18 protein-coding genes are annotated in these 26,512 nt (G+C 38.1%); 3 read left to right on the top strand and 15 right to left on the bottom strand.

Annotation, left to right across the window (positions count from 1 at the left end; translation table 11 throughout):
• Positions 1-11: 11 nt before the first annotated feature.
• The 3 genes from PARC_RS12835 to PARC_RS12825 all read right to left on the bottom strand — a co-directional run bounded on the left by PARC_RS12835 (position 12) and on the right by PARC_RS12825 (position 2,384).
• A complete protein-coding gene (locus PARC_RS12835) occupies positions 12-476 on the bottom strand; it encodes a methylglyoxal synthase (protein WP_002958191.1) in 465 nt (154 codons plus the stop codon).
• A gap of 67 nt (positions 477-543) precedes the next feature.
• On the bottom strand, positions 544-1,188 hold the full coding sequence (locus PARC_RS12830) for a LysE family translocator (RefSeq protein ID WP_010555134.1): 645 nt from the start codon (positions 1,186-1,188) through the stop codon (positions 544-546).
• Positions 1,185-2,384 (bottom strand): multidrug effflux MFS transporter, encoded by a 1,200-nt coding sequence (locus PARC_RS12825; RefSeq protein WP_010555133.1) that lies wholly within the window; start codon positions 2,382-2,384, stop codon positions 1,185-1,187. Before PARC_RS12825 ends, PARC_RS12830 begins: the two co-directional genes overlap by 4 nt.
• A gap of 183 nt (positions 2,385-2,567) precedes the next feature.
• Between PARC_RS12825 and PARC_RS12820 the strand changes: the two genes are divergently transcribed.
• Entirely contained in the window at positions 2,568-3,041 is a 474-nt protein-coding gene (locus tag PARC_RS12820; RefSeq protein ID WP_007581322.1) for a hotdog fold domain-containing protein, read from the top strand.
• A gap of 21 nt (positions 3,042-3,062) precedes the next feature.
• Here the strand turns inward: PARC_RS12820 and PARC_RS12815 are convergent, their stop codons facing one another.
• The 12 genes from PARC_RS12815 to bcsR all read right to left on the bottom strand — a co-directional run bounded on the left by PARC_RS12815 (position 3,063) and on the right by bcsR (position 22,947).
• A complete protein-coding gene (locus tag PARC_RS12815; protein ID WP_010555132.1) occupies positions 3,063-3,545 on the bottom strand; it encodes a bactofilin family protein in 483 nt (160 codons plus the stop codon).
• Entirely contained in the window at positions 3,535-4,698 is a 1,164-nt protein-coding gene (locus PARC_RS12810) for a M23 family metallopeptidase (RefSeq protein ID WP_010555131.1), read from the bottom strand. The genes PARC_RS12815 and PARC_RS12810 overlap by 11 nt, the downstream gene beginning before the upstream one ends.
• Positions 4,699-4,842: 144 nt before the next feature.
• Positions 4,843-6,156, bottom strand: coding sequence for a fumarylacetoacetase (gene fahA / locus PARC_RS12805; protein ID WP_010555130.1), 1,314 nt, complete (start codon positions 6,154-6,156; stop codon positions 4,843-4,845).
• A gap of 29 nt (positions 6,157-6,185) precedes the next feature.
• Positions 6,186-7,232 (bottom strand): 4-hydroxyphenylpyruvate dioxygenase, encoded by a 1,047-nt coding sequence (gene hppD / locus PARC_RS12800; protein ID WP_010555129.1) that lies wholly within the window; start codon positions 7,230-7,232, stop codon positions 6,186-6,188.
• A gap of 303 nt (positions 7,233-7,535) precedes the next feature.
• Positions 7,536-10,283: a metallophosphoesterase gene (locus PARC_RS12795; RefSeq protein ID WP_010555128.1), complete on the bottom strand. Its 2,748-nt coding sequence runs from the start codon at positions 10,281-10,283 to the stop codon at positions 7,536-7,538.
• Between the two features lie 146 nt (positions 10,284-10,429).
• Positions 10,430-11,923: a peptide MFS transporter gene (locus PARC_RS12790; RefSeq protein ID WP_010555127.1), complete on the bottom strand. Its 1,494-nt coding sequence runs from the start codon at positions 11,921-11,923 to the stop codon at positions 10,430-10,432.
• 246 nt (positions 11,924-12,169) lie between these two features.
• A complete protein-coding gene (locus tag PARC_RS12785; protein ID WP_010555126.1) occupies positions 12,170-15,988 on the bottom strand; it encodes a cellulose synthase subunit BcsC-related outer membrane protein in 3,819 nt (1,272 codons plus the stop codon).
• The gene (gene bcsZ / locus PARC_RS12780) at positions 15,979-17,109 is read right to left on the bottom strand and encodes a cellulose synthase complex periplasmic endoglucanase BcsZ (RefSeq protein WP_010555125.1); all 1,131 of its coding nucleotides are present in this window, start codon (positions 17,107-17,109) and stop codon (positions 15,979-15,981) included. Before bcsZ ends, PARC_RS12785 begins: the two co-directional genes overlap by 10 nt.
• The gene (bcsB, locus tag PARC_RS12775; protein ID WP_010555124.1) at positions 17,109-19,355 is read right to left on the bottom strand and encodes a cellulose biosynthesis cyclic di-GMP-binding regulatory protein BcsB; all 2,247 of its coding nucleotides are present in this window, start codon (positions 19,353-19,355) and stop codon (positions 17,109-17,111) included. The genes bcsZ and bcsB overlap by 1 nt, the downstream gene beginning before the upstream one ends.
• Positions 19,348-22,017 (bottom strand): UDP-forming cellulose synthase catalytic subunit, encoded by a 2,670-nt coding sequence (bcsA, locus tag PARC_RS12770; RefSeq protein ID WP_010555123.1) that lies wholly within the window; start codon positions 22,015-22,017, stop codon positions 19,348-19,350. The genes bcsB and bcsA overlap by 8 nt, the downstream gene beginning before the upstream one ends.
• A 1-nt stretch (position 22,018) precedes the next feature.
• Entirely contained in the window at positions 22,019-22,735 is a 717-nt protein-coding gene (bcsQ, locus tag PARC_RS12765; protein ID WP_010555122.1) for a cellulose biosynthesis protein BcsQ, read from the bottom strand.
• 8 nt (positions 22,736-22,743) lie between these two features.
• Complete coding sequence (gene bcsR / locus PARC_RS12760) at positions 22,744-22,947, bottom strand: BcsR/BcsP family cellulose biosynthesis protein (RefSeq protein WP_010555121.1); 204 nt, start codon at positions 22,945-22,947, stop codon at positions 22,744-22,746.
• A 114-nt stretch (positions 22,948-23,061) separates the two neighbouring features.
• Here bcsR and bcsE point away from each other — a divergent pair, with 114 nt between their 5' ends.
• Together bcsE and bcsG are read left to right on the top strand one after the other, a co-directional pair.
• A complete protein-coding gene (bcsE, locus tag PARC_RS12755) occupies positions 23,062-24,684 on the top strand; it encodes a cellulose biosynthesis protein BcsE (protein WP_010555120.1) in 1,623 nt (540 codons plus the stop codon).
• A 169-nt stretch (positions 24,685-24,853) separates the two neighbouring features.
• Complete coding sequence (gene bcsG / locus PARC_RS12750) at positions 24,854-26,434, top strand: cellulose biosynthesis protein BcsG (RefSeq protein WP_010555119.1); 1,581 nt, start codon at positions 24,854-24,856, stop codon at positions 26,432-26,434.
• Positions 26,435-26,512 lie beyond the last annotated feature (78 nt).

Raw genomic sequence — 26,512 nt, 5'->3', positions numbered from 1 at the left:
ACAATTGAGGTTTAAAGATCTATTTGTCGGGTTGCGAGGTATTTTTCGTAATCTGGCAATGTACGTTCAAGCTCTACATCCATAAGTGGTGAGCTTAATAACATATCTGCACTCACCTCATTACACGCCACCGGAATATTCCAAACAGCGGCTAAACGCAGCAGTGCTTTAACATCAGGGTCATGAGGCTGTGATGCTAATGGGTCCCAAAAAAATATCAAAACATGTATCTCATGTTCAGCTATTTTAGCGCCAAGTTGTTGATCGCCGCCCATAGGACCACTTAATAGCTGAACCACATCAAGTCCCGTGGTTTTTTGAATTAAATGCCCGGTAGTACCTGTGCCATATAAAGTGTGCTTACTTAGTATTTCTTTGTGCTTTTCACACCATAATTTTAATGCTGCTTTTTTACCGTCGTGGGCAACTAAAGCAATATTTTTTTGTGCGGGAAGAGATTGTGTTTTTTGTTCCATGCTGATTCTTTTTTATTAGTTAGCTTAAACTCTGGGTAATAAATCTCTTAACCAAAGTGCAGGTTAGTTAAAATAATAGATTGATAGCAAGGGCTATAAATACAATGCCGGTGATCCTATCAATCCAAAGTTGGCTATTTGGGTTACGTCTAAAAAACTGTGCAATTTTGTCGCCAAAATAAATATACGTGCAGTCAATCGGAAAAGCAAAAATAGGGTAAAGCAAGCCAAAAAAAGCGAGTTGAAAAGTAGCAGATGAAAGCGTTGGATCTACAAATTGCGGAATAAATGCAATAAAAAACAGCGCCACTTTAGGGTTTAGTACTTCAGTCATCATTGCTTGAAACATGACATTACTTTTTTTACTGGTACTTATATGCGGTTTATCGGTTTGCTTGTCATCAGATATAGGCTCTGGCTGCTTTAGCGTGCCTTTAATCATCATAAGCCCCAAATAACATAAGTATGCTGCGCCTACATATTGCACTGCGGCATAGGCACTTGGGGAAGCTTTTAGGACTGCGCTTAGGCCTACAACAGCAAATAGAGTATGAATAACCCCACCTAATGCAAAACCAAAAGCACTTTGCATACCGGCGCTTCGACCATTAGCAAATGTTTGTGCCATCAAAAATGCATTTGATGGCCCAGGTGCTACAGCCATTAAAAAGCTGGCTAATAAAAACGAGACTAAAAAATCAGGATTGATCATTGAGCGCTTTTAGTTGGGTGCAAAGTATGTGCTTTTTTGCTCATTAAAATAAGCCAAAGCGGAACTAGCAATAATAAGTGAAAAGCAATTAACCACGGTGTACTTAACCCTAAATATTGGGTTAAAACAACGAGTATACTCGCGCCACTCATTTGCATAGCACCAAGTAATGCCGAGGCTGTGCCTGCTTGTTTAGGAAAGCTCGACAGAGCCATACCTGCAGCCGACCCTAAACTTAAAGCAAAGCCTAATGCTGCAATTAAAATAGGTAACATAAGCGCAAATGCCGTTTCTATACCGCTAAGCGCGAGCATTAAAACGCCTGAAAAAACCAGTATACTTACGCCTACACGCAAAGCGCGCTGGCTATTTCGTTTAATGTACGTTGGTAATATAAAACTTGCGACAATACTTATTACGGCATTTAGCGTAAACCAAAAAGTAAAGTCGGCTACGGTGCCGCCTAAATGTGTAATGAGCCAGCCTGGTGCGAGCGTTACGTACACTAATATAGCCGACATGGCGACCATACAAATTAGACTATTAAACAAAAATATTGGTGTTTTAATAATCGGTGTAAAGCGACGTAAATCTAAAATATGCCCCTGATAATGGCTATCAGCAGGACGAGTTTCTCTAAAAAAGAATAGCGTAACAACAAGCCCTACAATGGCAAACGCGGTTAAAAACATAAAGTTCATACGCCAGCCAAATTGTACGGTAAGCCAAGCTCCTAAAATAGGTGCCATTGCCGGAATAAAGCACACAATCCCGTTAAGGTAAGTGATCATTTGTCCACTTCGTTCACTACCATATTTGTCACGCACAATCGCAAATGCGACAACAAATGTGGCACAGGCTCCAAAACCTTGAAGAGCACGTCCAATCATCAATACTTCAAAAGAAGGCGAGTAATAGGCAAGTAATGCTGAGCCTGCATATAAACTTATACCCACTATAGCCACTGGCTTTCGGCCAAACCTATCGGCCAAAGGCCCCGCAATTAATTGGCCTAAACCTACTGTTAGCATAAAAATAGCAACGGTTTGCTGAACTTGTTGTTCTGTAACTGCAAATTGTTCTGCAATAGTAGGAAAAGCGGGTAAGTAAATATCGATTGCCATAGGGCAAAATATAACGAGTAACGCTAGGATAAGTAACAAAGTCATATTAGGTTTAGCGGGCTGTGTTTGCATTGAGTCTCCTTTTGCCGAGTATTTTAGGTGGGCACTCGTAAAAAAGAAAGGGCTTATGACCCCTGCATAGGTTGTCATTTTTATTTTTTGATTGGATTAAGCTAAAAAGGCAGCGTAAATGCACTTTTTAAAACTGGTCTGATGTGTTAATTTGAAAAAAGTAACTGTTGATGGAAAATAATAATGAGTAATAAATCTGCACTTGTACAAACATGGCATAAATTTAAGCGCCTACCTTTTGGGAATTGGCTTTTTACTAAAGCTGTTTGCTTTAAAGCGCCATATTTTGGTTCAATGAAACCTTACGTGCTCGACCTTCGAGAAGGGCATTGTAGTGCGTTGGTTAAAAATCGTCGCAGCGTTCATAATCATATTGGAACTATTCATGCTATTGCGCAGTGTAACTTAGCTGAATTGTGTGCAGGTGTAATGGTTGATGCAACAGTGCCAGTTAAAACGCATCGTTGGATCCCAAAAGGGATGACAGTTAGGTATTTGGCTAAAGTAGATACAGATGTACGAGCAGTCGCTGAAATTGATTTACCGCATAAGTGGATTGATAAAGAAGACTTAGTAGTACCGGTTAAACTGTATAATACCCGCAATGAGCTTGTTTTCACTGCAGATATTACTATGTATATTACTGAAAAAAGGTAGCTTACGTTAAGCTGATTCTACTTAGTTTTTATCAGCGGCTTGTTTATTTACAAACGATAAGTCGCTGCCATCTTCCTTCAACAATGCTTTAACTTCTTTTGCGGGTTTAAGCTCTTTCGAAATTAGTTCAGGCTCTTCTTTTTCAAAGCGTTGCTTTAAACTGCCTTCAATTACTGCACCTGCATCAATACTCAATGTATCGTGAAACACATCGCCATGAACATGAGCGCCACTTTGTACTTTTACTTCACTAGCATTAATTGACCCAATAACTTTGCCTTTAACAATAACGCTTTTAGCTTCAACAATACCTTCAACAACACCCGTTGAGCCAATAACTAAATGCTCCGCTTTTATATCGCCATCAATACGGCCATCAAGCTGTACTTCACCTTGGCTAACTAAAGTGCCTGTAAGGCGTACGTCTTCAGAAATAATAGACGGCGTGTGATTTACTCTTTTTAAATTAGAGCTAACTGTTTTTTGTTTTTTTCTACCAAACACGAGAAAGCGCCTTTGTTATTTTTAGAGGATTGACTTGTTTACCGTTAAGTAATACTTCGTAGTGTAAATGAGTACCTGTACTTCTGCCTGTGCTGCCCATTAAACCGATTACATCATGTTTAGTGATTGATTGACCTTTTTTTACTTTAATTTTATTTAAGTGCCCAAATCGAGTCACTAAGCCGTTTTTATGTTCAAGCTCAATAAAGTTACCATAACCACCATTGCGACCGGCACGAAGCACTACAGCGTCTGCTGGGGCAAATATCTCGGTTTTATGCCAACCGGCTAAATCAATTCCTTTATGAAAAGCATGATTACTATTCATTGGATCTTTTCTAAGACCAAAACTACTCGAAATATAATATTTAGCTTTAGCTAAGGGGAGGGTGTTTGGTAGTTCAGTTAAAAAGTTTTCTAAATTATTTAATGCTAATAACTTATCAACGATGGCTAAAAAATGGCTTGGAATTTTTGTTTCGTTAAATGTATCAAGTGGGCCACCTTGTGCGGTCGTTTGGGCACTTAATATTAAGTGTTGCTCAAGCGCTGACTCAATTCCTGCGCCTTTAACCATAGCTAAAATAGCTTGGTGACGTTCGCTAATTTGGTTATCTAAAAAGTTAAAGCTTTGCTCATAATGATTATTTAAGTTGGCCACTCTTGTTGCGAATGTAATTGGAGCGATTAACTGTGCTTGTTTACCTTTTTGATTTTCATCGACTAATGGCTCATGAAACTCATTGCCATTTTCATTAATAGGTACATCAAGTTCTGTATCAAGCTTAATGACATCTTTGCTAATCGAAGCGGGAAGGGATTCTATCATGTTTTGCAGTAGCGCCTGCTTTTGCTCAAGTATTGCAAGTTGTTCTAATTGCGTTGCTTGCAGGGCTTGCTGTTCACTGACTTTTTGTTGCCAAAGTGTTTGTTTGTTTATTTGACTTTGTTCTATGTCAGATATTTTATTAGTTTGTGTGTAAACACGAAAGCTCGAAATACTCAGCCAAACAAAAGTGGCTAAAATAAGCGATGCTACAAGAAGTTGAAACCAAGAGGCTAAAACAACATGCTTAACTTCGCCATTTTGGCGAATAAGTAGCTGACGAGCTGGGAAAAATTTATGATAAAAAGACTTTATAAATACTGACATGGCATATAAACACTGGCTATTAACCGAATTAAGATAGCAATTTGAGTTAAAAAAGCTAGAAAAAAATTGTAACTGTTCAAAAATTAATAAAAAAGGGCTGCTTTTAGTAAGCAGCCCTTTTAATAATTATTTTTAATACTCGTATTACTTTGTAGGCAGTACTGTGCTCTCTACAGAGCCAAAACCTATACGTGCATAGCCTTCTTTTTCACACCAGCCGCGCATAATAACGTTATCGCCATCTTCTAAAAAGCTACGTTGTTCGCCATTGCTTAGCGTAATTTTTTCTTTACCGCCACGAGATAGTTCAAGTAAAGAACCCGCTTCTTCGTGCGTTGGGCCCGACTGAGTGCCCGAACCTAACATGTCACCTGGCATAAAGTTACAGCCATTTACTGTGTGGTGAGTAACCATTTGTGCCACAGTCCAGTAAGAGTGCTTAAAGCTAGATGTTGATACACGCGTTGGGTTATGGCCTTCGCTACGCATTTTTTGCGTTTGGATTTTAACATCCATTTGAATATCAAAAGCACCTTGGTCTCGATTCGCTTTTGACTCTAAATAGTCCATAGGCTGTGGATCGTTTTCATCACGCGTCCAGCTTGTTCTATAAGGTGCTAGCGCTTCGGTTGTAACAATCCAAGGCGATACAGTTGAGGCAAAGTTTTTAGCTAAAAAAGGACCAAGCGGTTGATATTCCCAAGCTTGTAAATCGCGAGCTGACCAATCGTTAAACACACAAAAGCCAAATACGTGGTTTTCTGCATTTTCAATCGCGATTGCATCGCCCAGTGCATTGCCTTTACCTAAGTAAATACCCAGTTCTAGTTCGTAATCAAGGCGTTTACAAGGACCGAATGACGGCACTTCTGCATCAGGCGCCTTAGTTTGGCCTTTAGGGCGATGAAATGTTTGACCCGATACGTCAATAGATGAAGAACGACCATGATAACCAATAGGTACCCATTTATAGTTAGGTAATAATGGGTTGTCAGGACGAAATAAACTACCCACAGCTGTAGCATGATAAATAGAAGTGTAAAAGTCAGTGTAATCACCGATACGGCAAGGCAAAGAAAACTCTATATCAGATTGTGCTACTAGCGTATCGCTAAGCGCTTGTTGGTGCTCAGAGCCTGCTCGTAGTGCTTTTGAAAGCGCTAAACGAAGTGCTGACCAATACTGCCCCCCTAAACCCATAAATGTATTTAGAGTTGCTTCACTTGCTGCATCAGCGGCTGTTTTAGCGTCACCTGTTAAAACATTTAATTTACTCAGTTTTGCTAAATCAATTACTTGGTCACCAATTGCAACACCACCACGAAAGGCCTCATCAGACCCTTTACGGCGAAACTCTGCAAACGGTAAGTTTTGAATAGGGAAGTCGCAATTATCAACATTAGCTGACTCTACCCAGCTGGTTAAATTAATATCGTGGGTTTCGTTAATTAGGCTCATTACATTTCCTTTTAATTTACTCAAATATTTTATAAAACGCCGCGACGCTCTTGGTCGCGTTCGATTGATTCAAATAATGCTTGGAAGTTACCTTCACCAAAGCCACCATCATCAACGCGTTGGATCATTTCTATAAAGATTGGACCAAATAAGTTTTTAGAGAAAATTTGTAATAAATAACAATTTTCACTTTGGCTATCTACGAGTATCTGGTGCTTACGAATTTTTTCTTTATCTTCAGCTACCCAAGGTACACGGTCAAAAATAGTATCGTAGTACTCTGGGATAATATCGAGCGTTGCAATTGTTGATTTATCAAGCTTATCAAGAGAACTTACTAGGTCATCTGTTAAAAACGCTAAATGTTGAACGCCTGGGCCGTTGTACTCACCAAGGTATTCATCAATTTGGTTGTTATCGTTACCTTTACCTTCGTTTATTGGAATAGAGAAGGTGCCGCATGGCGATTTAAGTGCATACGAAATAAGCGCTGTTTTTTGACCTTTAATGTCAAAGTAGCGTACTTCTGTAAAACCAAATACGTCTTTATAAAAGTTAGCCCATTTTTCCATGGTGCCTTTATAAACGTTATTGGTTAAATGATCGATTCGGATAAAGCCTTTATCTTCTACAACATTTTGCGTTTCTAAATCTTCAAAATCACTTTCGTAAATAGTGCCTTTGTCGCCAAAATTTTCAATAAAGTAAATTAGGCTGTCGCCAATGCCATAAATTGCAGGGTAAGGCATGTTTTTATGTGTTGAATCAGTGGCTGGTTTTGCACCACGCTCTACTGCAGTTTCAAATGCTTTTTGCGCATTCTCAACACGCCAACCCATCGAACAAATAGCAGGACCATGGCTTTTAGCAAATTCTGCAGAAAAACCTTCACGCTCGTTATTCAGTAAAAAATGAATATCGTTTTGGTTGTAATAAACAATGTCTTTACCTTTGAATTTTTTAAGCTTAGAGAAGCCAAAATCAGTAAATACTTTATCCATATAATCAGCATCAGGTGTTGCGTATTCGGTAAATTCAATACCGACTAAACCTAAATAGTTATTTACTTCACTCATTATTATTACTCCCGCAATTAAGCACTGCGATTATGTGTTGTTGTCATATTGCCGTAGATAATCAACCAGATTTTTGATTTGGGGAAGAGGGGGGCACTATTTAGTGTGTAGTGTATGTGTAAATTTTATAGGACGGTTATTATAAAGTTACGTGTTTGTAATACAGTTAAGTAAAATGAAGTTATATGGTATAGGATTGAATAGTGGTTTTTATTCTTAATGTGTTGTTTTTAAATAATAAAAAGGAGAGTTCACCTGCGTGAAGCCTCCTTTTAGAATGAACAAGCAAAAGCTTGATTGTATTTAATTGTTTACACTTTTAGAGTTGCCACCAAAGAACTTGTTACGTTGCTCAATCCATTGGTTTGTTTTTATCGCTGGCGCAGCTTGATAGTGACGTTCAATCGTTTGGTTTAACACTCGCGTCGGTTGCTCAAAGGACAACTTTTGTTGTGCGCCGCCCATACTTTTAATTTCGCCACGGGTCATAGCACGGCCCGCATAGAGTAAGGCATTTAAATAACCAGGGACTGTTTCGTAGCCATTATCAGTAAATAAGAGCACTGCTTTGTTGAGAGCCCAACGTTGGTCTATTTCTCCAAATTCTTTTACACCCGTTAATTCACCATCAATATATACTTCAAATACACCATTTATTGGTGCTGTGTAAAACACAAACGCTACACGATGCCATGTTTCTGGTTTAGTATCACCAAAATATCCACTTTTAAACGTCGCTTCACCATAACCGCCACTGGGATCAATAAATATATCTGCATCGTTTTCTAAATAATCTACTGTTTCAGTTTGCATTATCGCACGATAAGAATCGCTATCTTCTGATGGCCAATATAAATCCATTATTAGAGTGTAGTCAGATACCATACCGTCATTAGCATAATCACCATTTGCTTGTGTGTTTAATTCAATTTTTAAACCCTCTGTAGGTGAGTGATCAGTAAAAGCCATTACACCAGAAGGACCATCAGTTAAATCCCCAATATTAAGATCAGTGGTTGTCTCATAGCGGGTGTCTTCGGGGCCCCAACCGTCATTTTCTGGGTCAAAGTAGTTTAAAACCGATGGACCAAAGTCTGGGGTCAGTGGGTTTGTTGGATCGTCAAAGTTCCAAATTGTTATATTTGCAACATCTTGGCAAGCATTAAGCTGTGTGTCTGTATCAAGGTGAAGACATTGAGTTGTTCTAAAGCGCGCGTATTGATCAAGTAGCCACCATGCTTCGGCAATTGGCTTTACATCATTAAAAGTAACACTGCTAAAAAATAAATCTGGATTAAGTGCTGCACCTTTAAATAAAGCGACATTATAATTTGTTGTTACTTGAATATCTTCTGGCTTTAACGCAAACCAATCGGGTTGGCTGGCAATCATTGTGTTTAAATCAGTCCCTGTAACAGTTACTTGATACAGTGAATTAAAGCCAGGTGTGTTTGAAGGCTGTCTTTCAACATAAAATGCTTTGTGAAAATCTTCTTGTGTAACAGTGCCTGGCGTCCATCTTTTTTGTACAAGTTCAGGGTTAAGCAGCGCTGCGTTAATTGAGCTTGAATGTTTAGTTGCAAGTGCTGTTATTTCTGCAACTTCAAAGCTACTTGGGTAGTTTTCTGAAATGGCAATTTCTGTATCAGCATCGGGTGCATATCGGCCCATTATTTCATCGATAGCTAGCTTGGTTTCTTCGTCAGGTTCTATAGATGTTCGCGTATCTACATGTTGATAATCGTAACGACTTAGTGCTTTATCTGCAGTATTAAATACTAAATTTAAATCGGTGACTCCGCGAGCATAAAATTCTGGTTGAATGACTAAAGCATTATTTTCAAGCTCTATAAAGTCTTCACCACCATGAGTATGCCCACCAAGCACTAAATCTATACCGGGCACATTGGTTGCTATCTCAACGTCAGTTCCTTTACCTAAGTGGCTTAGCATTATCATGTAATCAACATCACCGCTGTATTGGCTTACAATACTTTGTGCGATTTGTTGCCACTTCCAACTCATTTTAAATTGTTTTATAAAGTCAGGAATAGGGTCATCTTCAATTGGCTCGTCAAGTTCATCCCATGGTACTGACGTCATCCCAAACACACCCAATGTTATGCAGCCAACCTGTACTTTAGCAAAGTCCACACCGCCAAAGCTCTTATTTTGCTCTCCCTCAAATCGGGTATTACTTGCAAGTACAATGGCATTATCGTCTTGTGAAAACTCAAGCAGCTTTTCAGGACCCCATGCATAGTCATGATTCCCTAAAACACGTAAATCAAAAGCCATTAGCTTTACGGTTTCATCAGAGGCTAAGCCTTGTGATATTTGCTCTGCAACGGTCCCTTTTTCGTAATCATCGCCACCATCGGTAAATAATGTATGCGGAGATTCGCTTAACGCTTTTTTATAATAAGCCTTGATACGACTAAAATACTGCTCTTGATACCCAAAGCGAGCATGCATGTCGGCAACGTGAACAAATCGTATAGATTGCTCTGTTGCATTTGCATCACATGTAGGGCCAATATCAGAAAATGCCACCGTACGTTGCATTTCTATTGCATAGCTACCTAGTTGGTTTACTTGTGCACTAACAAAGCCTTGCGATACTGTTGAATTAGTAATACTTGACCAAGAGTCTCCGCTCAAACGCGCAATAGTTAATTGGCCGCCTAATACATAGTCGTCAGGTATTTTTATAGTGATTGTCATTGGGCTAGAAAGTTGAAGTGTATTCGGGGTAAGCGTATGTATATCTGAAATGATATTTTTTGCTTGATTATTCTCATCAAGGACTAGTTTTTCGTAGGTTATTTCGGTATCGCTAGCCACTATTTCCCCAGGGGCATTGATAGTAAAGTTACCTTCATCTAATGACGTTTGTAAGCCATTAGCATTGGTAATAATTAAGCCACTAGGCTCAGGCTCTACAGGATCATTTGGATTTACTGTAACTTGATCTTCGGCTCCACCACAGGCAGATAAAAAAATAAGGAGAAATGCTATTAGAGTGGCACGTAATAATGTTAATGAATGCATATACTGCTGTCCCTGAGTCTATTCAATAATCAATCAGGACATAATACCAGTTAACGAGAGTGGGGCAAAGTTGAATAAAAAAATTCCCCCATAGACGCTATGGAGGAATGTATCGGTTATGTTGTTATATTTAAAATAGATAACAATTAAGAGGCTTTCTCTTCTAACCCTTGTTTTTCCCATACTTTAGCTTTAAAAGTCATTAGTACTAAAACAACACCAACACCAATGCTAAATAATGCAATTTGTAAGTATAAGTTAGGAATTTCATCAACATTGTTCGGATCGAAATTACCAGCAAGTAAACCTGCAATAATATTACCGATTGAGTAAGTTAATACAAATACACCCATCATTTGACCAGTGTAACGTTTAGGCGATAACTTACTTACAGCACTTAACGCTACAGGGCTTAAACAAAGCTCACCCACTGTATGTAAAAAGTACGTAGTAACAAGCCAGTAAGGCGCTACTTTTAAACCTTCAGCTGCGTAATGAGCCGCCATAAACATAACTAAAAAGCCAGATGCCATGATAATTAAGCCAATTGCACATTTAACGCTGTAGCTAGGTGACACTAAGCTTTTAGATAAGTTAATCCAAAGTGCTGCAAAAAATGGCGATAAAGCAATAATAAACAGTGAGTTTAATGATTGAAACCACGTTGTAGGGATTTCAAACGTACCAATAAATCGGTCGGTGTAATCACGGGCAAATAGGTTTAATGACGAACCGGCTTGTTCAAAGCCAGACCAAAAACATGCAGAAGCAATACAGACTAAAAATAGTGCCCACATTCTTTGTTTTTCGGCATCGGTTAATTTACCTGTAAAGTAAATAACACCAAAATAAACAAAAAAGATAATAGTAAATACAATCGCTGTGTAACCTGCAACCACTGTTGGATTGATTACAATTGCGCCGGTCATTGCAGCCGTAGTAACTGCAGCAGCAGCAATTACAAATGCAGCAATACCAATCCATGCACGTGAAGTACCTTTAGGACCAAGTGGATTAGCAGGTAAAGCGCTGTGCTCTGGTAAGTTATTAAGTGTGAGTTTGTACTGAACTAAACCAATGGCCATACCGACAGCTGCTGCACCAAATGCCCAGTGCCAGCCTACGTTCTCCATAAAGTAACCACATACGTAGTAACCTATTAAAGAACCCATGTTAATACCCATGTAATAAAGAGCGTAACCGCCATCACGACGCTCATCTGTATCACTGTATAGTTGGCCGACCATTGCACTGATATTTGGTTTTAGCAAACCAGTACCTGTTGCTACAAATATTAAGCCAATGAAGAAAGAATAATCATGTGGAATAGCCAAAATAATATGGCCAATCATAATAATTATGCCGCCATACCATACTGCTTTTTGACCGCCAAACAATCTATCAGCTAGCCAACCACCAGGTAAGCCTAAAAAGTATACTGCGCCCGTATACAAACCATAAATTGCAGCAGCTGATGCAACAGTAAAGGCAAGGCCTTCTTCTTGTAAGCTTGCTGTCATGAATAATACGAGCATAGCTCGCATACCGTAATAACTCATTCGTTCCCACATTTCAGTGAAGAACAATGTCGAAAGTCCTTTAGGGTGGCCACACCAACCACTATCTGGAGCTGAACTCATATTTACTTCCTAACTTTAAGAATTGTTGTAATGGCCTTATAATTTTTTGCTTTAGCTATTTTAGAATTTGTAACCACTAAAATGCTCGACCATCAGTATATTATTTGTAGCTAAGATAATGATTTGCTATACGGCAGTAACACCACAAGGTAAGAGACACACCCTTATCCTAGTTACAATTGCGCTCAAGTATACATATACCTTAGTGCTAGGGGAAGTGTTCGCGGTGTATCACCTTATGCCAAGTTAAAACTCAGCATAAGGAACAATAGGGGTGCCTGGAAACTCAAGTGTTCCGTACACAGGATTAAAGTAGTAACGTATATAAAGCTGACCAAAATTTGGTTCGTAAAAGTCAGAACGATCGATGGCTAAGTAGCCACCAAAGAACCAATTCGGCGTTATTCTATACTCAAAACTACCTTCAAGATTATATGAAACACCAGAACTTGTTTCACCTTCATATACAGGATCAACACCTGTTATTGATTCTATAGCGTATGCGTCTAATTGCAGATTAGTGTTGTTGGGGAAGAAATCAATAGATTGAGTTTTTGTTTGCGAGTACGAAACACCGGTTTTTAATCGATAAACAAAATCATCGCCCCAACGCGCGTCATAAGTGAGTGGCACAGATAAACCTACATAGTTTTGTGGGCTGTAATAACCACCATGACCCCACGTTTCTTCACTTAAATTATACTTGTATGCCCAATGTAATAAGCTAGCGCCTGCGGTAAATTCACGCTCTTGATTGCTAATTACACGGTAATAAGTACCACCCATCATACGATAGCGTTGGTTGTCTTTTACATTTTGGCCTTTATATAGGGTAAAGTCGGCGCTTGACCAAAAACCCCATTTTCCGCCTAAGTCGTGTGATACATTAGCCGTTAGGCCTGTAGAGCGTACACCACCCCAAACTTCACCTGTTTTTACATCTTTAAGACCTGCATAAGAAAGTACCGAGCTTGTAACTGGGCGTTTTTCAAGTTCTAGGCTGTATCCAAAATCACCAAAACTGTCTGCGTAATTTACACCCCATACAATATCTTCAATTAAAAAGCCAAGTGGAGTTGTACCTACATCTACACGCCAGTTTCCGTTCTGCCAACCAATACCTACATCTACACCACTTTCCTGTGGTGTTACTTCATCGATTGAACAAGTAAAAATACATAAAGCACCTTGTCCATAGCGGCTGCCAGCAAATTGCTCATCAAAGCGCGTTGTTTGTGCGCTGATAGTAGTCGGGTCTACTTTAATAAACCCTTGGCCTTGCCAAAGCGGAAAGTAAGCTTCAATCGGGACTAAACCCGCACCAAGTGTTGCTTCGCTTTCGGTGCTTGTTTGCCCACTAAAGTTAACACCAATAGCAATGTATGCTTGGTTTTTGTTTTGCTCGTTTATTAGCTCTCTTTTAGCACCGTTTACATACCATTCATCGTTTTCATCTATTTTTGAAAGCGCTCCGTAAAGCTCTTTTTCATTTAATGTACGATTAGGAAATAGGGTTTGCGCGTACCAAGATTGTGCTTGTTCGGTTTCGTTGAATTTGCTGGCTACTTGAGCGCCTAAATAACGTAGTTCTTGATCGTTGGGTGACTTTTCAACAAGTTGCTTAGCTAAGTAAAGTGCATCCCCTGAGTAATTAAACTCATTGAGAGATGACATGATTTGGCGTTGCAAATAACCTTCTTGCGATGTGGTTTGCGTAATCGCTTTTTGCGTAACTTCTTTTGCTTGAAAGTCGTCCCCAAGTTCTATGTATGCATTAGCAATAGCGAGTAGTGCTTGAGGCTCTATGGTTTGTTTATTTTGTACTTTTTGCTGATACAAAATAACGGCCGCTTCGCGCTGTTCAAGTGCTAAATTTGCATTAATAAGGGCAGTAGTTGTTGCTGGAGTATTTTTATATTTTTGATCCAGCTGGTTAAGCTTCGCGATTAAATCACTACCATTGTAATACTGAGTAATATAGCTATTTTGTAGCTGTACATATTGAGTTGTTTCGTTTTCAGTTGCGCTCTCTGGTAATACGTACTTTTCAAACCATTGCTTCGTTTTATTTTCATCACCTTGCTCTAAAAGCCACTCACCATAAAGTGTTTGCCAATAAGCAGAAAGAGAAGGCTCAGCTTCCAGTGCTTTGTTTATAAGTTTTATAGCGTGTTTTTTTTCATTAATTCGATACCAGCTTCGCGATAACTCTGCCTGCATAGCGGGTGTTAAATTTTGTGCCTCTAGGTTGCTTAAATGATAGATTGCAGTGGCTTTGTTTTTAGCATCAAGGTGGCGCTCACTTTGTGTTAAAGACTCATTAAGTTGCAGCTGCTGTTCAAGCGCAATAATGTCTTTATCTCTGGATTTAAATGGAATGTACTGCAAGGTTTTAATAGCACCTTGATAGTCATCAAGGGAGCGTAAAAAAAGCGCGTGGCTGTAACGAATCTGAGGGTTTAACGGAAATTGCCACAGCACATTATTAAATAAAGCGCGGGCCTCTTCTGTCAGCCCCTTTTGTTGGTATATAAAGGCTAAATCGTAGTATAACCAAGGCTGTTCTGGCGCTATTTCAATAGCGTCTTTTAATACTTTTTCGGCTTGCTCTAAATCTCCCGACTGTGCAAACGTATTTGCCTTTGCGCGGTACTGACTACTTAAAGATACAGAATAAGATTCTTTAATTAGTTTCTTTTGATTAAACGATAAGCTGTTGTAAAAAGAGGTTAGGGCTTTTTCATTCTGCTCTAATTCAGCTATTTCAAGTAGACCTATTAAAGCGCTGCTATTAAGTGGATCACTTCTTAAAACAATTTGATATGTAAGTGCAGCCTGTGAATATTGCCCTTGAGCAAATTGTAATAAACCTTTGTTATATATTACTGTATTAGTTTCTTGTTCTAAGGTGGCTGCTAAATCAAGCTTAAGCTTAGCCGTTTTAAATTCTTTATTATTAATGGCATTTTTAGCTTCGCGTATATAAAGCCAAAGCTTAGCTGTTTTTGCTAATTCTTGTAGTGTTTCACGTTCAGCGAACTCAGTTGTGTACTTTTGTGCACGAGTAAAATATTGATACGACTTTTGGTTTTCACCAAGGCGTAAATAGAGTGTGCCAAGGCTTCGCATTATAGCGCCGTCTTGCGGTCGGCCTCTTAAAGCTTTTAAAAGTAAAGGCTCTGCGGCAGCAAGTTTATTTTTCTCAAGTAATCTATCGCCCCTAACCCAAAGCTGATAGGCGGGGTCGGCAAGAAGTGTTTGACGTTTTTTATAATCTTTTAGAAAATCTTGGTATTGTAATTCACCTTTACTACTAAAGGGATAAAGAGTGAAATAGCGCTGATACTGCTTAACTGTATCATCCGTTAAGGGCATTTCTAGCAAAGCACTAAGCCAAATATATTCTACTTCATTAATAAAAGTAGGGCCTGCGCCATATTTACTTAAAATATCAATCGCTTTTTTATCTGTAAGATTACGCCTAAGTAGGTGACGGGCATAAGCAATTTCTATCTGCGCAATACTTGGGTAGCTTTGAGCTAATTTATTATAGCCTCTTTTAACACTTTCCCATTGGGAGCTATCTTGTCCATACCAGCTTAAATGCTCAAGCTCGTAATCTAATGTAGGGTAGACGTTTTTAAAAATATTATTATAGATTTCGCGAGCTTGTTCATAACGACCCGCGCGAGCCAATAATTTAGCTTGCTGAATTGAAGATTTATCTTTTCCTTCAGTACGCGAAAGGACTTTTAGCTTTTCAACGCACGGAGCTTGTTTGGTAAGCCCATTATCTATTTTACTTAGTAATTGGTTGGCTTTCGCTGATTCGCCATTGGCAAAATCATAACGCGCTACTGCGCACTGTGTTTCTATGCGGGCAGGGGCAATAGCGACTAGCTTTCGCAAGCTATCTTCAACTAGTTTTTTATTTTGCTGTGCTTCACCAATACCTATTTGGCTTAGTAACCAATCAACAGATTGCGTATCAATATCATTGACTGTGTTAGCGCTTAATCCAGAGCTAAGCGCTAATGTGCAAGCGAGGGCAAACCTTAACGGCATTCAGTGCTCCATACCGGTTGTAGCGTCCCATCTGCTGTAATTGAAAAACGCTTATTTAAAGCACTTGTACCAAACAAGTTAAGTACGCTGTCGTAATAACGAGTCTGGGTAAATGATTTATCAATCATTAGTTTTTGCTGAATCGCCATTACTGTAGAATTATCGTTATTAGTCGCTAGTAAAGGTAATAGAGCTGAGTTAAAGCCTAGAGGGCCTCTTTTTTCAGATTTTCCTGATTTAGCAAAAGTATTTAAAGGCACGTAACCACGTTTATTAATTGTTTCTATAAAAGGGTTAAATTGCGCTAATAGCTCTTTTTTATAAGGTGCGTTGTCTGCCATCATACTTGCCCATAAATACACTCTAATAGCGTTGTAACTGCCCAAGTCGCTCGTTTTTTTATCGTAATAAAAGCCGTTATTTGCATCAAACATTACCCAGTCAGGGCTAACACCTTGCTTTGCTGTATCTAAAATCAACTTTGCTGAGCCTTCGTGCAGTTGATGCCAAGGCGAGTGTGGATAAAGCTTTTTAAACTGCTGATAAATAAATAACGGTGAGTAGCTTGGGTTTAACTTAAAACGCTCATTATCAAATTCAAAACCAGTAGGGGCGGGTAGTAATGATAAACCTAAGCCCGAAATATAGGCGGTTTCTTCACGCATTATCCGCTGTGCAAGTACGGCTGCTAATATGCTGTAGCGGCGGTCATCCCAAAGAATAGCAGCTTGCGATAAACTGTATGCTATCCATAAGTCAGAATCAGACGCTGGATTTGAATCTAAAATTCCGCCAACATTTTGATTGTTAACACCCCATTGCCATGCCGGTAAACGAGTGCTTAAATCACCTTCTGATAAATGTTCTTGCGTCCAATCAAGCACTAAGTCAAACATTGCTTTGTCATTTGCTACAACAGCAAAAAATAAGGCATAAGATTGGCCTTCAGAGGTTGTGACTTTTTGCTCACTCCCCAAATCAATAACGCGACCATCTTGGCTTATAAAGTTACTTTTAAACGTTTGCCATGCATCCCATGGTTGGCATTGCTCTATTTGTGCATTGGCATTAAAGGTAAATAATGCAATCACGGTAAAAAATACATTAATGAGTGACTTCATTACTTATCTCCTTCAGCTAATCGCTTGTATGTTAATGCTTGCAGTAATCGCCATATTATAAATGAGATCAACAGTAGTGTTAAAATAGACAATAGTGCCAGTACAAATGGGTGATCCGATAAATGGAACCAAATTAGGGTATGCACAGGAATGTGACCAACAAAATATTGCTCATCAGTTTTAATTGTTTTAATGCCTTGAGAATTTATGACCGCAGCACTGCCTTTAATTTGCGCAAGAGCTTCTGAACTCATTAACGCATCATCAAGTAGAGTAAAGGCTTTTTGTGATGTTGCACTAAGCGATACAATTGAACGCTCTGAATCAAACGGTGATTGAAAGCCAGTAATAACGGCCATATCACCACTACTTTTTATACTTACTTGGACTTTATCTGTTGTCTGCTCATCGTAAGCACCATTGTATATGGCTTGTTTTATAGCGCGCTGATTATTATCAAGCAGGATATTGGTTTGCGCATCTTCATCTAAGTTATTAGCAATGCTATTAGGTTTTGCGATTACTAAGATGTCTTTATCATCTAAGTTGGCATCTTGATTTAAATGAGCAACGCTTATTCTATGAGCTGGGTAGCCTGTAATAGCACCAAAGTGGCCTGTTAAATTAAACAATACAGATAGTGCTTTAGGTGATGGAACTTCATCTATCAATACTAAAGTTTGTTGTAAGTCTGCGTATTTTGTAAATGGGAATCCGCTGTTTGCAAATACATTTAAATCAGGTAAAGCCATGTAATGATCAAACCCACTTACATCAATGTTAGAGTTTCCATCAATTACCCCGTACTCGCCACCAGGTGGAGCAACGGCACATTCGCCTTTTTTAAGTACTGCAAATCTAAAGTCAAAATTTAACTCATTTCGGCTGGCAAGATTAATACCGTCTAATGAAAAGTCTTCAGCGCTTTGCGTTGTGTCTGTATTAGCAATTAAAGGCAGCAACGTTTTAGCGGTAGTTAACGATGTGTCTTTTTTATCAAGTAAAAAACCACTTATAAATTCTTGGTTTATTAGCATGTTTAAACGTGAATTTAAGGTTTCGCTCTCTGGCGTATTACGGTATTGCAAAGTAATAGGAATACCTTTTTCACGCCAAGTAAATAAATCAGGTGCAAAACGAACATTTAATTTTATAGGGCCGTTGTTAAGACCCTCAGCTTGTAACTGAGTTGGGTAGTCAATAAGCTCGTCAAAGTGCACGGGACGATCGTTTCTTAGCCATCTCGGCGCATCATAAGCTTTACGCAGTGGGAGTTTGTTAATAGCCTCGATGCTTGCACTTCGGCCAGTCATAATTTTATGACCAAATACAAGACCAGTGACCGCTGTTTTTAAGTCTTTTTCGTCACGCCCCAAAATTAACAGCATTTTATTGTATCTGTGAATAGGGCTTGAAATTAGCTCGACGGTTGGCTTTTCAACATCTGGATAATCTTTTAAAAAATCAGGTTTTGAGTCATTAGTAATAAACACCACACTATGCTGCTCTGGTGCTTTATTTAAAACTACTGGAAAGTTAGCGCCACGCCAGTCAGCTTGTGCGCCAAACCAACTAGATAAAGTGGCTGCAGCTTCTATAGCTTGTGCATTAGGTGTGCTTGCAAATACAAAAGGTAAGTTTAATTTGTTGTAATCTTTAGCATCAAAAAATGGTTCTGGTAAATATTCAAGGCGGCTATCAATTGCTAACTGTTTTTGATCAAGCGTGATGTGGCTTGATTTGTTTATTTCAGTCCAAATTGAGCGGCTAAAGTAATCTTGGCATCGTAAGTCGTAGTAGCCAACTAGTTCAAAGCGAATTTGGTTGTAGTCTTGAATGTATTTAGCATTTAGGTCTAGGCTATGACTTACCGTATTTTTTACAATACTTAATTGCTCATTAATAGGTAAAACAGTAACTAAGTTATCGTTAAAATAAACTTTTAAATGCGATACATTAGCCAGCAATGAAGGTGAGTTAGTATACGAAAAGTTAAGCTTTAAATTAGTGCTTAATTTATCAATTCTATTTGTGAAATCGACTCGAGAATTATTATTCACGCCGTCGAGTTTATAGTCGTTGAATCCTAACTTTTCAAAGCTAAGACGTAGACTAGATACCTGAGCGCTCTCAGGGTAGCCATTTACAAACATAGTTTTGTCGTGCATAGGCTCGATAGCTAGCACTTGATATGCGCTACTAATAAGTAACAATGCTAGAAATGTATTAAGTAACTTTTTAATCATAATTATTATGCACTATCGGTTTTTTTGGAGTAAATGAATTTATGTAAATGACAGTATTAGTCATAAACTTAATTATTGGTTGTAACGCTCTTGGAGCATGAAATAGTAAATTACTAAAGCCCCGTAAACTGGTTTTTTGTACTTCTTTGAAGCTATATGATGGACGGTCATGTCTAAAGTTATTTTGCCAATCTAACCAAGCATCTGCTCTGGAGAAAGTACATTGTATAAAAGCTCTTTGCTTTTCGAGAGATAAATCTTTAAGTGTAAGGCCAATTTGTTTTTTACGGGTATTACATACATAAGTTGTAAACGAAAATTGCTTGTTACCGCGACTCATTAGTAATTCAATTTTATCGTTAACGCGGCATAAATGTGCGTGTTCAGTCTCTATGCCTACACCGTTATCTGAATAATCCGTTATTTTTACTTTTAAAGTATGACCATTTGCTAAACGAACGCCGGCAGGAAAGTTTGCCTTTATACGATGCGAGTGCCTCACTTGGCGAGCCTCAGCAGCAACCGCAACCGCAGCACCCAAAATAATAATATTATAAAAAGCCCAACCCATACTTATTATAAGTACGCCAATCTGGCTTGAATCACCTAAAAACAGACGTAATACACCCACTATTATTCCAAGTAAGTTAATAAGTAAGAGAATTAAATACGGTTTTGAAATCCCCCAGTCGTAATGCTCTTCATCATTTAAACCGCCTTTTTCGGTTACGTTAAATTTACCTTTATTAGGATTAAATAAAGCAACGGTAGTTGGTTTTAATATGTACCAAGCAAGTACTGACTCATACACTTCCCCCCAGAAGGAGTAACGGTATTTACCTTGAATGCGTGAGTTAGTTGCTTTTATCTGAATTAACGTTGGCACCACATAGATAAAAATAGCGATAAAAGGGGCATAAATTATGTACGCGTTAAAATATATCAACGCTAAAGGGGCTGTTAAAAATACAATGCGGGGAATACCAGAAAGGAAATGCAGCATTGCATTTATATAACATAACCGTTGAGGAAAGCTTAAGCCTTTACCCATTAACGGATTATCAAGTCTAAATATTTGCGCCATACCACGCGCCCAGCGAATTCGTTGACCTATATGCGCTGATAGACTGTCGGTGGCAAGACCTGCGGCTTGTGGAATGTTTATATAAGCAGTTTTATAACCAGCTCGCTGCATACGAAGAGCCGTGTGAGCATCCTCAGTTACTGTTTCAAACGCAAAGCCGCCAATATCATCAAGTGCTGCTCGTTTTAATACGGCGCAAGAACCACAAAAGAAGGTTGCATCCCACATGTCGTTACCGTCTTGAATTAGTCCATAAAACAACATGTTTTCGTTAGGGATTTGACTGTGGTTATTAAGATTTCGCTCAAATGGGTCTGCTGAGAAAAAGTGGTGCGGCGTTTGAACCAAACACACCTTACTGTCTTTTAAAAATTGGCCCATTGTCATTTGCAAAAACGAGCGAGCAGGCACGTGGTCACAATCAAAAATTGCAATATATTCGCCATCAGTATAGCGCATAGCGCTATTCATATTACCGGCTTTAGCATGATTGTTATCCGAACGAGCTAAATAGCCGACTCCAATTTCCTCTGCAAATTCCTTAAACTCTGAGCGCTTACCATCATCTAATATATAAACATTTAACTTGTCTGCAGGCCAATCGATACTTAAAGCAGCGAGAGTAGTGGGTCTTACAACGCTTAATGGCTCGTTATAAGTTGGAATATATACATCAACCGTTGGCCATAAGTCAGTATTTTTTGGTAAAGGTATTGGTTTTCGCTCAAGTGGATTAATTGTTTGGAAAAACCCTAAAATAAGTACAAGCCAGGCATAAGTTTCAGCAAGTAGTAAGCCGCCACCTAGTGCAAGTGCAAGCGGATCATCCCAATTTAAAGTCTCAGTATAACGCCACCATAAGTAACGAGAAGACGTAGTTACTGACAGGGTGATCATAACAATGGTTGCCATTTGGCCTTTTACCCGCTTAAGTGCATACGCAACTAACAAAATAAAGCTTATAAAAATGGCTTGAGCTTCTAAGCTAAAAGGAATTGTAATGAATATTGCTAATAAAAATAAAATAAACGCGAGAATGACATACTTAACTAATTTATTTTGCCATACACGCGCATCAGCTATTGCCTTAGTAGCACTTTTTTTAGGACCTTTTTTATTTTTTGATAGTAGGCGCTTTAATAATTTACCTAACTTTAAATCAAACCAACGTAATTGCCTTAAAAGAAAGCTAACGCCACCGTAAAAATAATTAATGGCATCTTCTTTTACTGAGCTCGGTTTAAGTTGGTTTTTAAAAAATACTAAAAAAATACTTTGTATAACAAAGCGTAATATATTTGAGTAAATATAGGTTCGGTAAGGTAGCCTTAAATGAGGGTAGTAGTCATAAAGGGTAAACTCAAAGCTGATTTTATGCTGCTTAATGTTTATAAATAGCGAGCTTAAAAGTGTAATAAATGGCATTAAAAAAGCTTCAATTACATTTACTTTGTGTTGATTAAAGTAGCTATGAAACTTGAATAAAATGTACCGAACTAACTTATTAGTAAATAAAATGCTCAGCAGCAAGTATAAAGTGCTGTGAATGGGGCGCTGATAAAATAGTGTAATACTCATTTTATAAGGCCGCTTTACTAACTAGCCAACCAGCTAGCGTTTCAAAGTCATCGTTTGCGATACTATATGGCGCGCAATTGAGTGCTACATTTCTGTATGCGGTTGACTCTTTGATAACTTCGTCACTGTTGATAAAAAAGGGAGCTATAAGAGGAAGTGTTGATTGCCATAGGGAAAACAAGTCAAATTCTAGCGTTGATGCAGAATTATAGCGGTTAACTAAAAAGTAATGCTTCCAATTGTTATCTGAATTCTTGAGTGTTTGTAGGCGTCTATAAATTAAGCTGTGACAAATAGCGTCGCAATTAACCAATTCAATTACAATATCGTTTTTCTCTAACGGATAGTAAGGAAGGTTGATATGCGAAGGACAGTCAAAAAGTACCCAGGCTTGGTCGCTGTAATTTAGATTTTTGCATTTATCGACCATGGTAGTGATGTCATTGATGCTAGTGTCATCGTTGTCACCAAACGGTAAAAATATAACACCATCGTTATCTTGATGAAAATGCGCAAGTGCATCTTCAATGCAGGCTTCATTACTCCAGCCTTTGGTGTATTTCCACGGTAAACCAAAATGCAAACCTAAGTCACTTTTAGTATCTAAATCGATAGCAATAACATCAACGTCAGATCTTTTTAGTACGCACGCAAGGTTAGCAACTACAGAAGTGCTACCTAAGCCGCCTTTGATACCTTTAATGAAAACTCTTTGCAACGGATGTTTTACCTATCGTTAATTGAACGAGTTTGAATGTTTAGTTCGTTATTTATTTCTTTAAGTAATGCATATTTATTAATTGTATTTTTATTTTGCTGTTTGTTTACAATTTCTATGTAGTCATCGCTCTTTCCACCAAAACGCAGTACAAGGTTTTCTACGTCACTTGATGTTAACGTTTGTGAGTTTTTAGAGCTTAAGTTATTCATCTTCACCTTTGTAGTTACGTTAATTATTTTGATTAAAAGTAGACAATATTTAGCTATTATATATAGAATAACGGTTAAAACTAGTAAAAAAGTATTTTTAATAGGGCATTTCAAGTGCATAACTTTAACATAACGGGATTAGAGCCTGTTGCAAAAGAGTTAAAATCGGCTTCAAGTTATGCTGTTTTAGCCCCTTTAGATAATTTAGTGATCGAGCTTGCTTTACATGCAATTAATCCAAGTTTAATTAATGATATATTTATAGTTTCTCAAGAGGTTGAGTCATTTTTTGATTCTTCTTTTTCTGCGCCATTAAATTATGCTTATGAGCATAATCGAGTACATCCCTTTTCGTTGACTCCAGAAACACTGCACTATTCAATTGAGCGAATTAATTCAGGTATTATAAAAGAGATAAGTGCTTATAAACGCCTAAACGAAGCGCTTGTTTTTGTTCACTTTAATACGAGACTGCTAAACAGTGCTGGTGAAAAAAGCTTAGAACTGATGATGAAGGGGTACAACGATTTTGTTCGTCGTACGGGGGCAACATTATTATTTTTAATATCTGGGCCTGATATTGCTAATTATCGCTTTTTATTTAGACGATTAAACAATGTATTTGATGGGCTGGTATTTGTTGATAACGACTCTGCGGTTCGAGTACTTGAATATGATTATTGGCGTCACAGCAGGGGGGTTATTGCTGGTGAACATTACCAATTATTATTAAGTGGTAATCAGTTTGTTGTTCAAACTGGAACAGTAAGCGAAAGTAAAGCACTTAAACACTCAGACTTTGCCGATGAAGACGATGTTTGGCTTGTGCAAAGTGCTGTGCCCGAAGGTACTAAGTTACCGATGCATTATAATAGTGTAAAAGATAATAATGATTTATTTAACAAAGGCCCAAAAGTAGAAGCAGCCACCTTAATTTTTGCAGTTACGCGTTACACCGATTTGGCGCTATTGGGTAAGCAGTGTTTTGAACTTAGAAAAAACTGCGGACGATGGTTAAAGCTTGTTATTCAAAATGTTGATGGTGTTATTCGCCATCAAGATGAGTGCTTATTTTTAACCTTGGGTGTAAATCTAATTTTGTATAGCTTTTCAGAGCCTTCGCGTTTGCTTTCACAAGTGCAATCTATTCAAGGTTTTAAGTTTTCAAGGCCTTTACCTTCCTCAGTTGAGGATGTTTTAAAATACACTGAAAATACCTTTTCGAAAGGATATTTACCTTTCATTGAGTTTACGAAACAAGTAGAAATTCATAGTGACTCAGCCGTTAATTTAGGTGTGAGCGGTGTGCTAGTAAAGCTTGAATTACTGCCACGAATCGACCCAATACACCCTTTGCATTTATTTCATATTAAACGCGAAGGTGATGTATTTAGTATTGCAGATAATACAGTTTATTTATATTTGCATGCTTGTAGAGAAAATGACGTTGATAATGCGATTAAGCATTTGTTTAAATTAAAAACAAGCGATTTTTTTGTACAGCAAAATGTAATTTCTGATCACTTTTACATTCAACAAGAATGTAAACAATTAAGGCGTTTTTATAAAGGTAAGAGTGTTGTAGATTTCTCGCAAAAACTTGCCGAGAATGATAGCTATAAATTTGCACCTGATATAGCAAACAGCGTTACTGAAAATATTAACACACCTGAATTTTCTAGCAAAAGCCGCCCAGATGCTAAGCCTTTTATAATGAAATTAAGAGATAACTTATGAGTATGAATCAGCTTTTAATTACCGTGTTCCTTGCAATGGTGCTTGGCGCGGTGCTTTGTATGCTAGGCAAATACATTTTATCTCAAATAACAAAATATTATTATAAGCTTACTTTTAAACATGAAGTACTAGAGCCTTATACACCAAATACAGTAAAAAAGGATAAGAAGTGAAATTATCAGGTTTAGGGGTTTGGAACCTTTATTTTTTAGTTAAGTTTGCTCTGTTTTATTATGGTGCAATTGATTTTAACGTATTAACTAATGCGGCTTTTGCTGCGTTGCTTGCGATTAAATTTAAACCGCCATTAATAGAGAAGGCAAAACATATAGTAGGTGCTGTGTTTGCTGTGGTATTACTTTACCAAGACTCATGGTTGCCACCAATAAACAGGTTGACTAAACAAGCGGGTAACGTTCAAGATTTTAGTTTTGGTTACTTTATTGAGTTATTAACCCGTGTTATTAACATTGATATGTTATTGGCTTTGTTCGTAATTAGTGTGTGTTTTTGGTATACATCGCAATGGATACGCTTTACAACAGTCACTATCGTTGGGCTGTTAGTTGTAGGATGGCAAGGGGGTAACTCTCAATCACAATTCGTTAATAATGTGGCTAACCCTGAGCCGGTTACACAGAGTCAAAGTAATCCTCAAACACAAGTGATCACTCAGGCAGCACAATCTCCTGATCAAAAATTAGCTGATTTTTATCAACAACAAAGCTTATTAATGAGTCACTTTCCAAGCCAGGTAAATGGTGAACTGTTTGATGTAATTATTTTGAACATATGCTCAATGGCTGTTGCTGATTTAAATGCTATTGGTGTAAGTGTTACTGATATGTATAAAGACTTTGATGTGGTGTTTTCAGACTTTAACTCGGCTACATCATACAGCGGACCAGCTGCGGTAAGGCTACTGCGCGCTAGTTGTGGCCAAACTAGTCAAACGGCATTATTTAAAGAGGCACCTGAACAATGTCACTTGTTTAAAAACCTAGAAAAACTAGGTTATCAAAATAATGTTGTGATGAATCACGACGGACATTTTGATGAGTTTAAAGGTTTAATAAATAAGTACGGTGGCCTAGATAGCACGCCATTTAATATCGATTCAATGCCAGTGGCGCTTCGAGGTTTTGATAATAGCCCTATTTACTCAGATGAAGCTGTGCTGGATGGTTGGTTAGAGCAAGCTGATGATTGTAAGCCGTGTGCGATGTACTATAACACCACAAGTTTACATGACGGTAATCAGCTAGAGAATCAACCAAGGGTGAATAGTAAAGAGACATACCCAATCAGACATAAAAACTTATTTGCTGATATTAACCAATTTGTAAAAAAATTAGAAAAGCGTGGTCGCAACGTTATGTTAATGATAGTGCCTGAACACGGCGCTAACTTAAAAGGTGATAAAGTACAATTTGCAGGATTACGTGAAATCCCTAGTCCTGCAATTGTGTCTGTACCTGTAGCGATTAAATTTATAGGCCCAGACGTACAAAACTACTCGCAAATTGTGGTTGATGATTCAACAAGTTACTTTGCGCTTTCAGAGCTGGTAAGTAAGACGCTGCAAACTGATGTGTTTGGTGGGAATAATAGTGTTGCTAATTTACTTGAAAACCTACCTAAAGCACCTAAAGTTGCTGAAAATGAAGGCACAATAATGATGTATGTTAACCAAAGACCATTCATACAATTAGATGGTGGTGATTGGTCAGCTTACCCACAAGGTAAGTAGTCTCATAATAAGATTTAATAAACAGCACTGGTATAGTTAAATATAAATATCAGTGCTGTTTTTCTTCGTTTAATTACA

Source organism: Pseudoalteromonas arctica A 37-1-2 (genome assembly GCF_000238395.3).
In the GTDB taxonomy this organism is placed as follows: domain Bacteria; phylum Pseudomonadota; class Gammaproteobacteria; order Enterobacterales; family Alteromonadaceae; genus Pseudoalteromonas; species Pseudoalteromonas arctica.
The sequence above is the reverse complement of the archived record's forward strand: the minus strand, read 5'-3'. Positions and strand labels throughout refer to the sequence as shown.

What these genes read in the sequence shown, in the direction of transcription:
- PARC_RS12835 (WP_002958191.1), bottom strand. Translation starts at nt 476, where the DNA reads ATGGAACAAAAAACACAATCTCTTCCCGCACAAAAAAATATTGCTTTA.
- PARC_RS12830 (WP_010555134.1), bottom strand. Translation starts at nt 1,188, where the DNA reads ATGATCAATCCTGATTTTTTAGTCTCGTTTTTATTAGCCAGCTTTTTA.
- fahA (WP_010555130.1), bottom strand. Translation starts at nt 6,156, where the DNA reads ATGAGCCTAATTAACGAAACCCACGATATTAATTTAACCAGCTGGGTA.
- bcsZ (WP_010555125.1), bottom strand. Translation starts at nt 17,109, where the DNA reads ATGAAGTCACTCATTAATGTATTTTTTACCGTGATTGCATTATTTACC.
- PARC_RS12785 (WP_010555126.1), bottom strand. Translation starts at nt 15,988, where the DNA reads ATGCCGTTAAGGTTTGCCCTCGCTTGCACATTAGCGCTTAGCTCTGGA.
- bcsB (WP_010555124.1), bottom strand. Translation starts at nt 19,355, where the DNA reads ATGATTAAAAAGTTACTTAATACATTTCTAGCATTGTTACTTATTAGT.
- PARC_RS12820 (WP_007581322.1), top strand. Translation starts at nt 2,568, where the DNA reads ATGAGTAATAAATCTGCACTTGTACAAACATGGCATAAATTTAAGCGC.
- PARC_RS12810 (WP_010555131.1), bottom strand. Translation starts at nt 4,698, where the DNA reads ATGTCAGTATTTATAAAGTCTTTTTATCATAAATTTTTCCCAGCTCGT.
- bcsA (WP_010555123.1), bottom strand. Translation starts at nt 22,017, where the DNA reads ATGAGTATTACACTATTTTATCAGCGCCCCATTCACAGCACTTTATAC.
- PARC_RS12790 (WP_010555127.1), bottom strand. Translation starts at nt 11,923, where the DNA reads ATGAGTTCAGCTCCAGATAGTGGTTGGTGTGGCCACCCTAAAGGACTT.
- PARC_RS12825 (WP_010555133.1), bottom strand. Translation starts at nt 2,384, where the DNA reads ATGCAAACACAGCCCGCTAAACCTAATATGACTTTGTTACTTATCCTA.
- bcsR (WP_010555121.1), bottom strand. Translation starts at nt 22,947, where the DNA reads ATGAATAACTTAAGCTCTAAAAACTCACAAACGTTAACATCAAGTGAC.
- PARC_RS12795 (WP_010555128.1), bottom strand. Translation starts at nt 10,283, where the DNA reads ATGCATTCATTAACATTATTACGTGCCACTCTAATAGCATTTCTCCTT.
- hppD (WP_010555129.1), bottom strand. Translation starts at nt 7,232, where the DNA reads ATGAGTGAAGTAAATAACTATTTAGGTTTAGTCGGTATTGAATTTACC.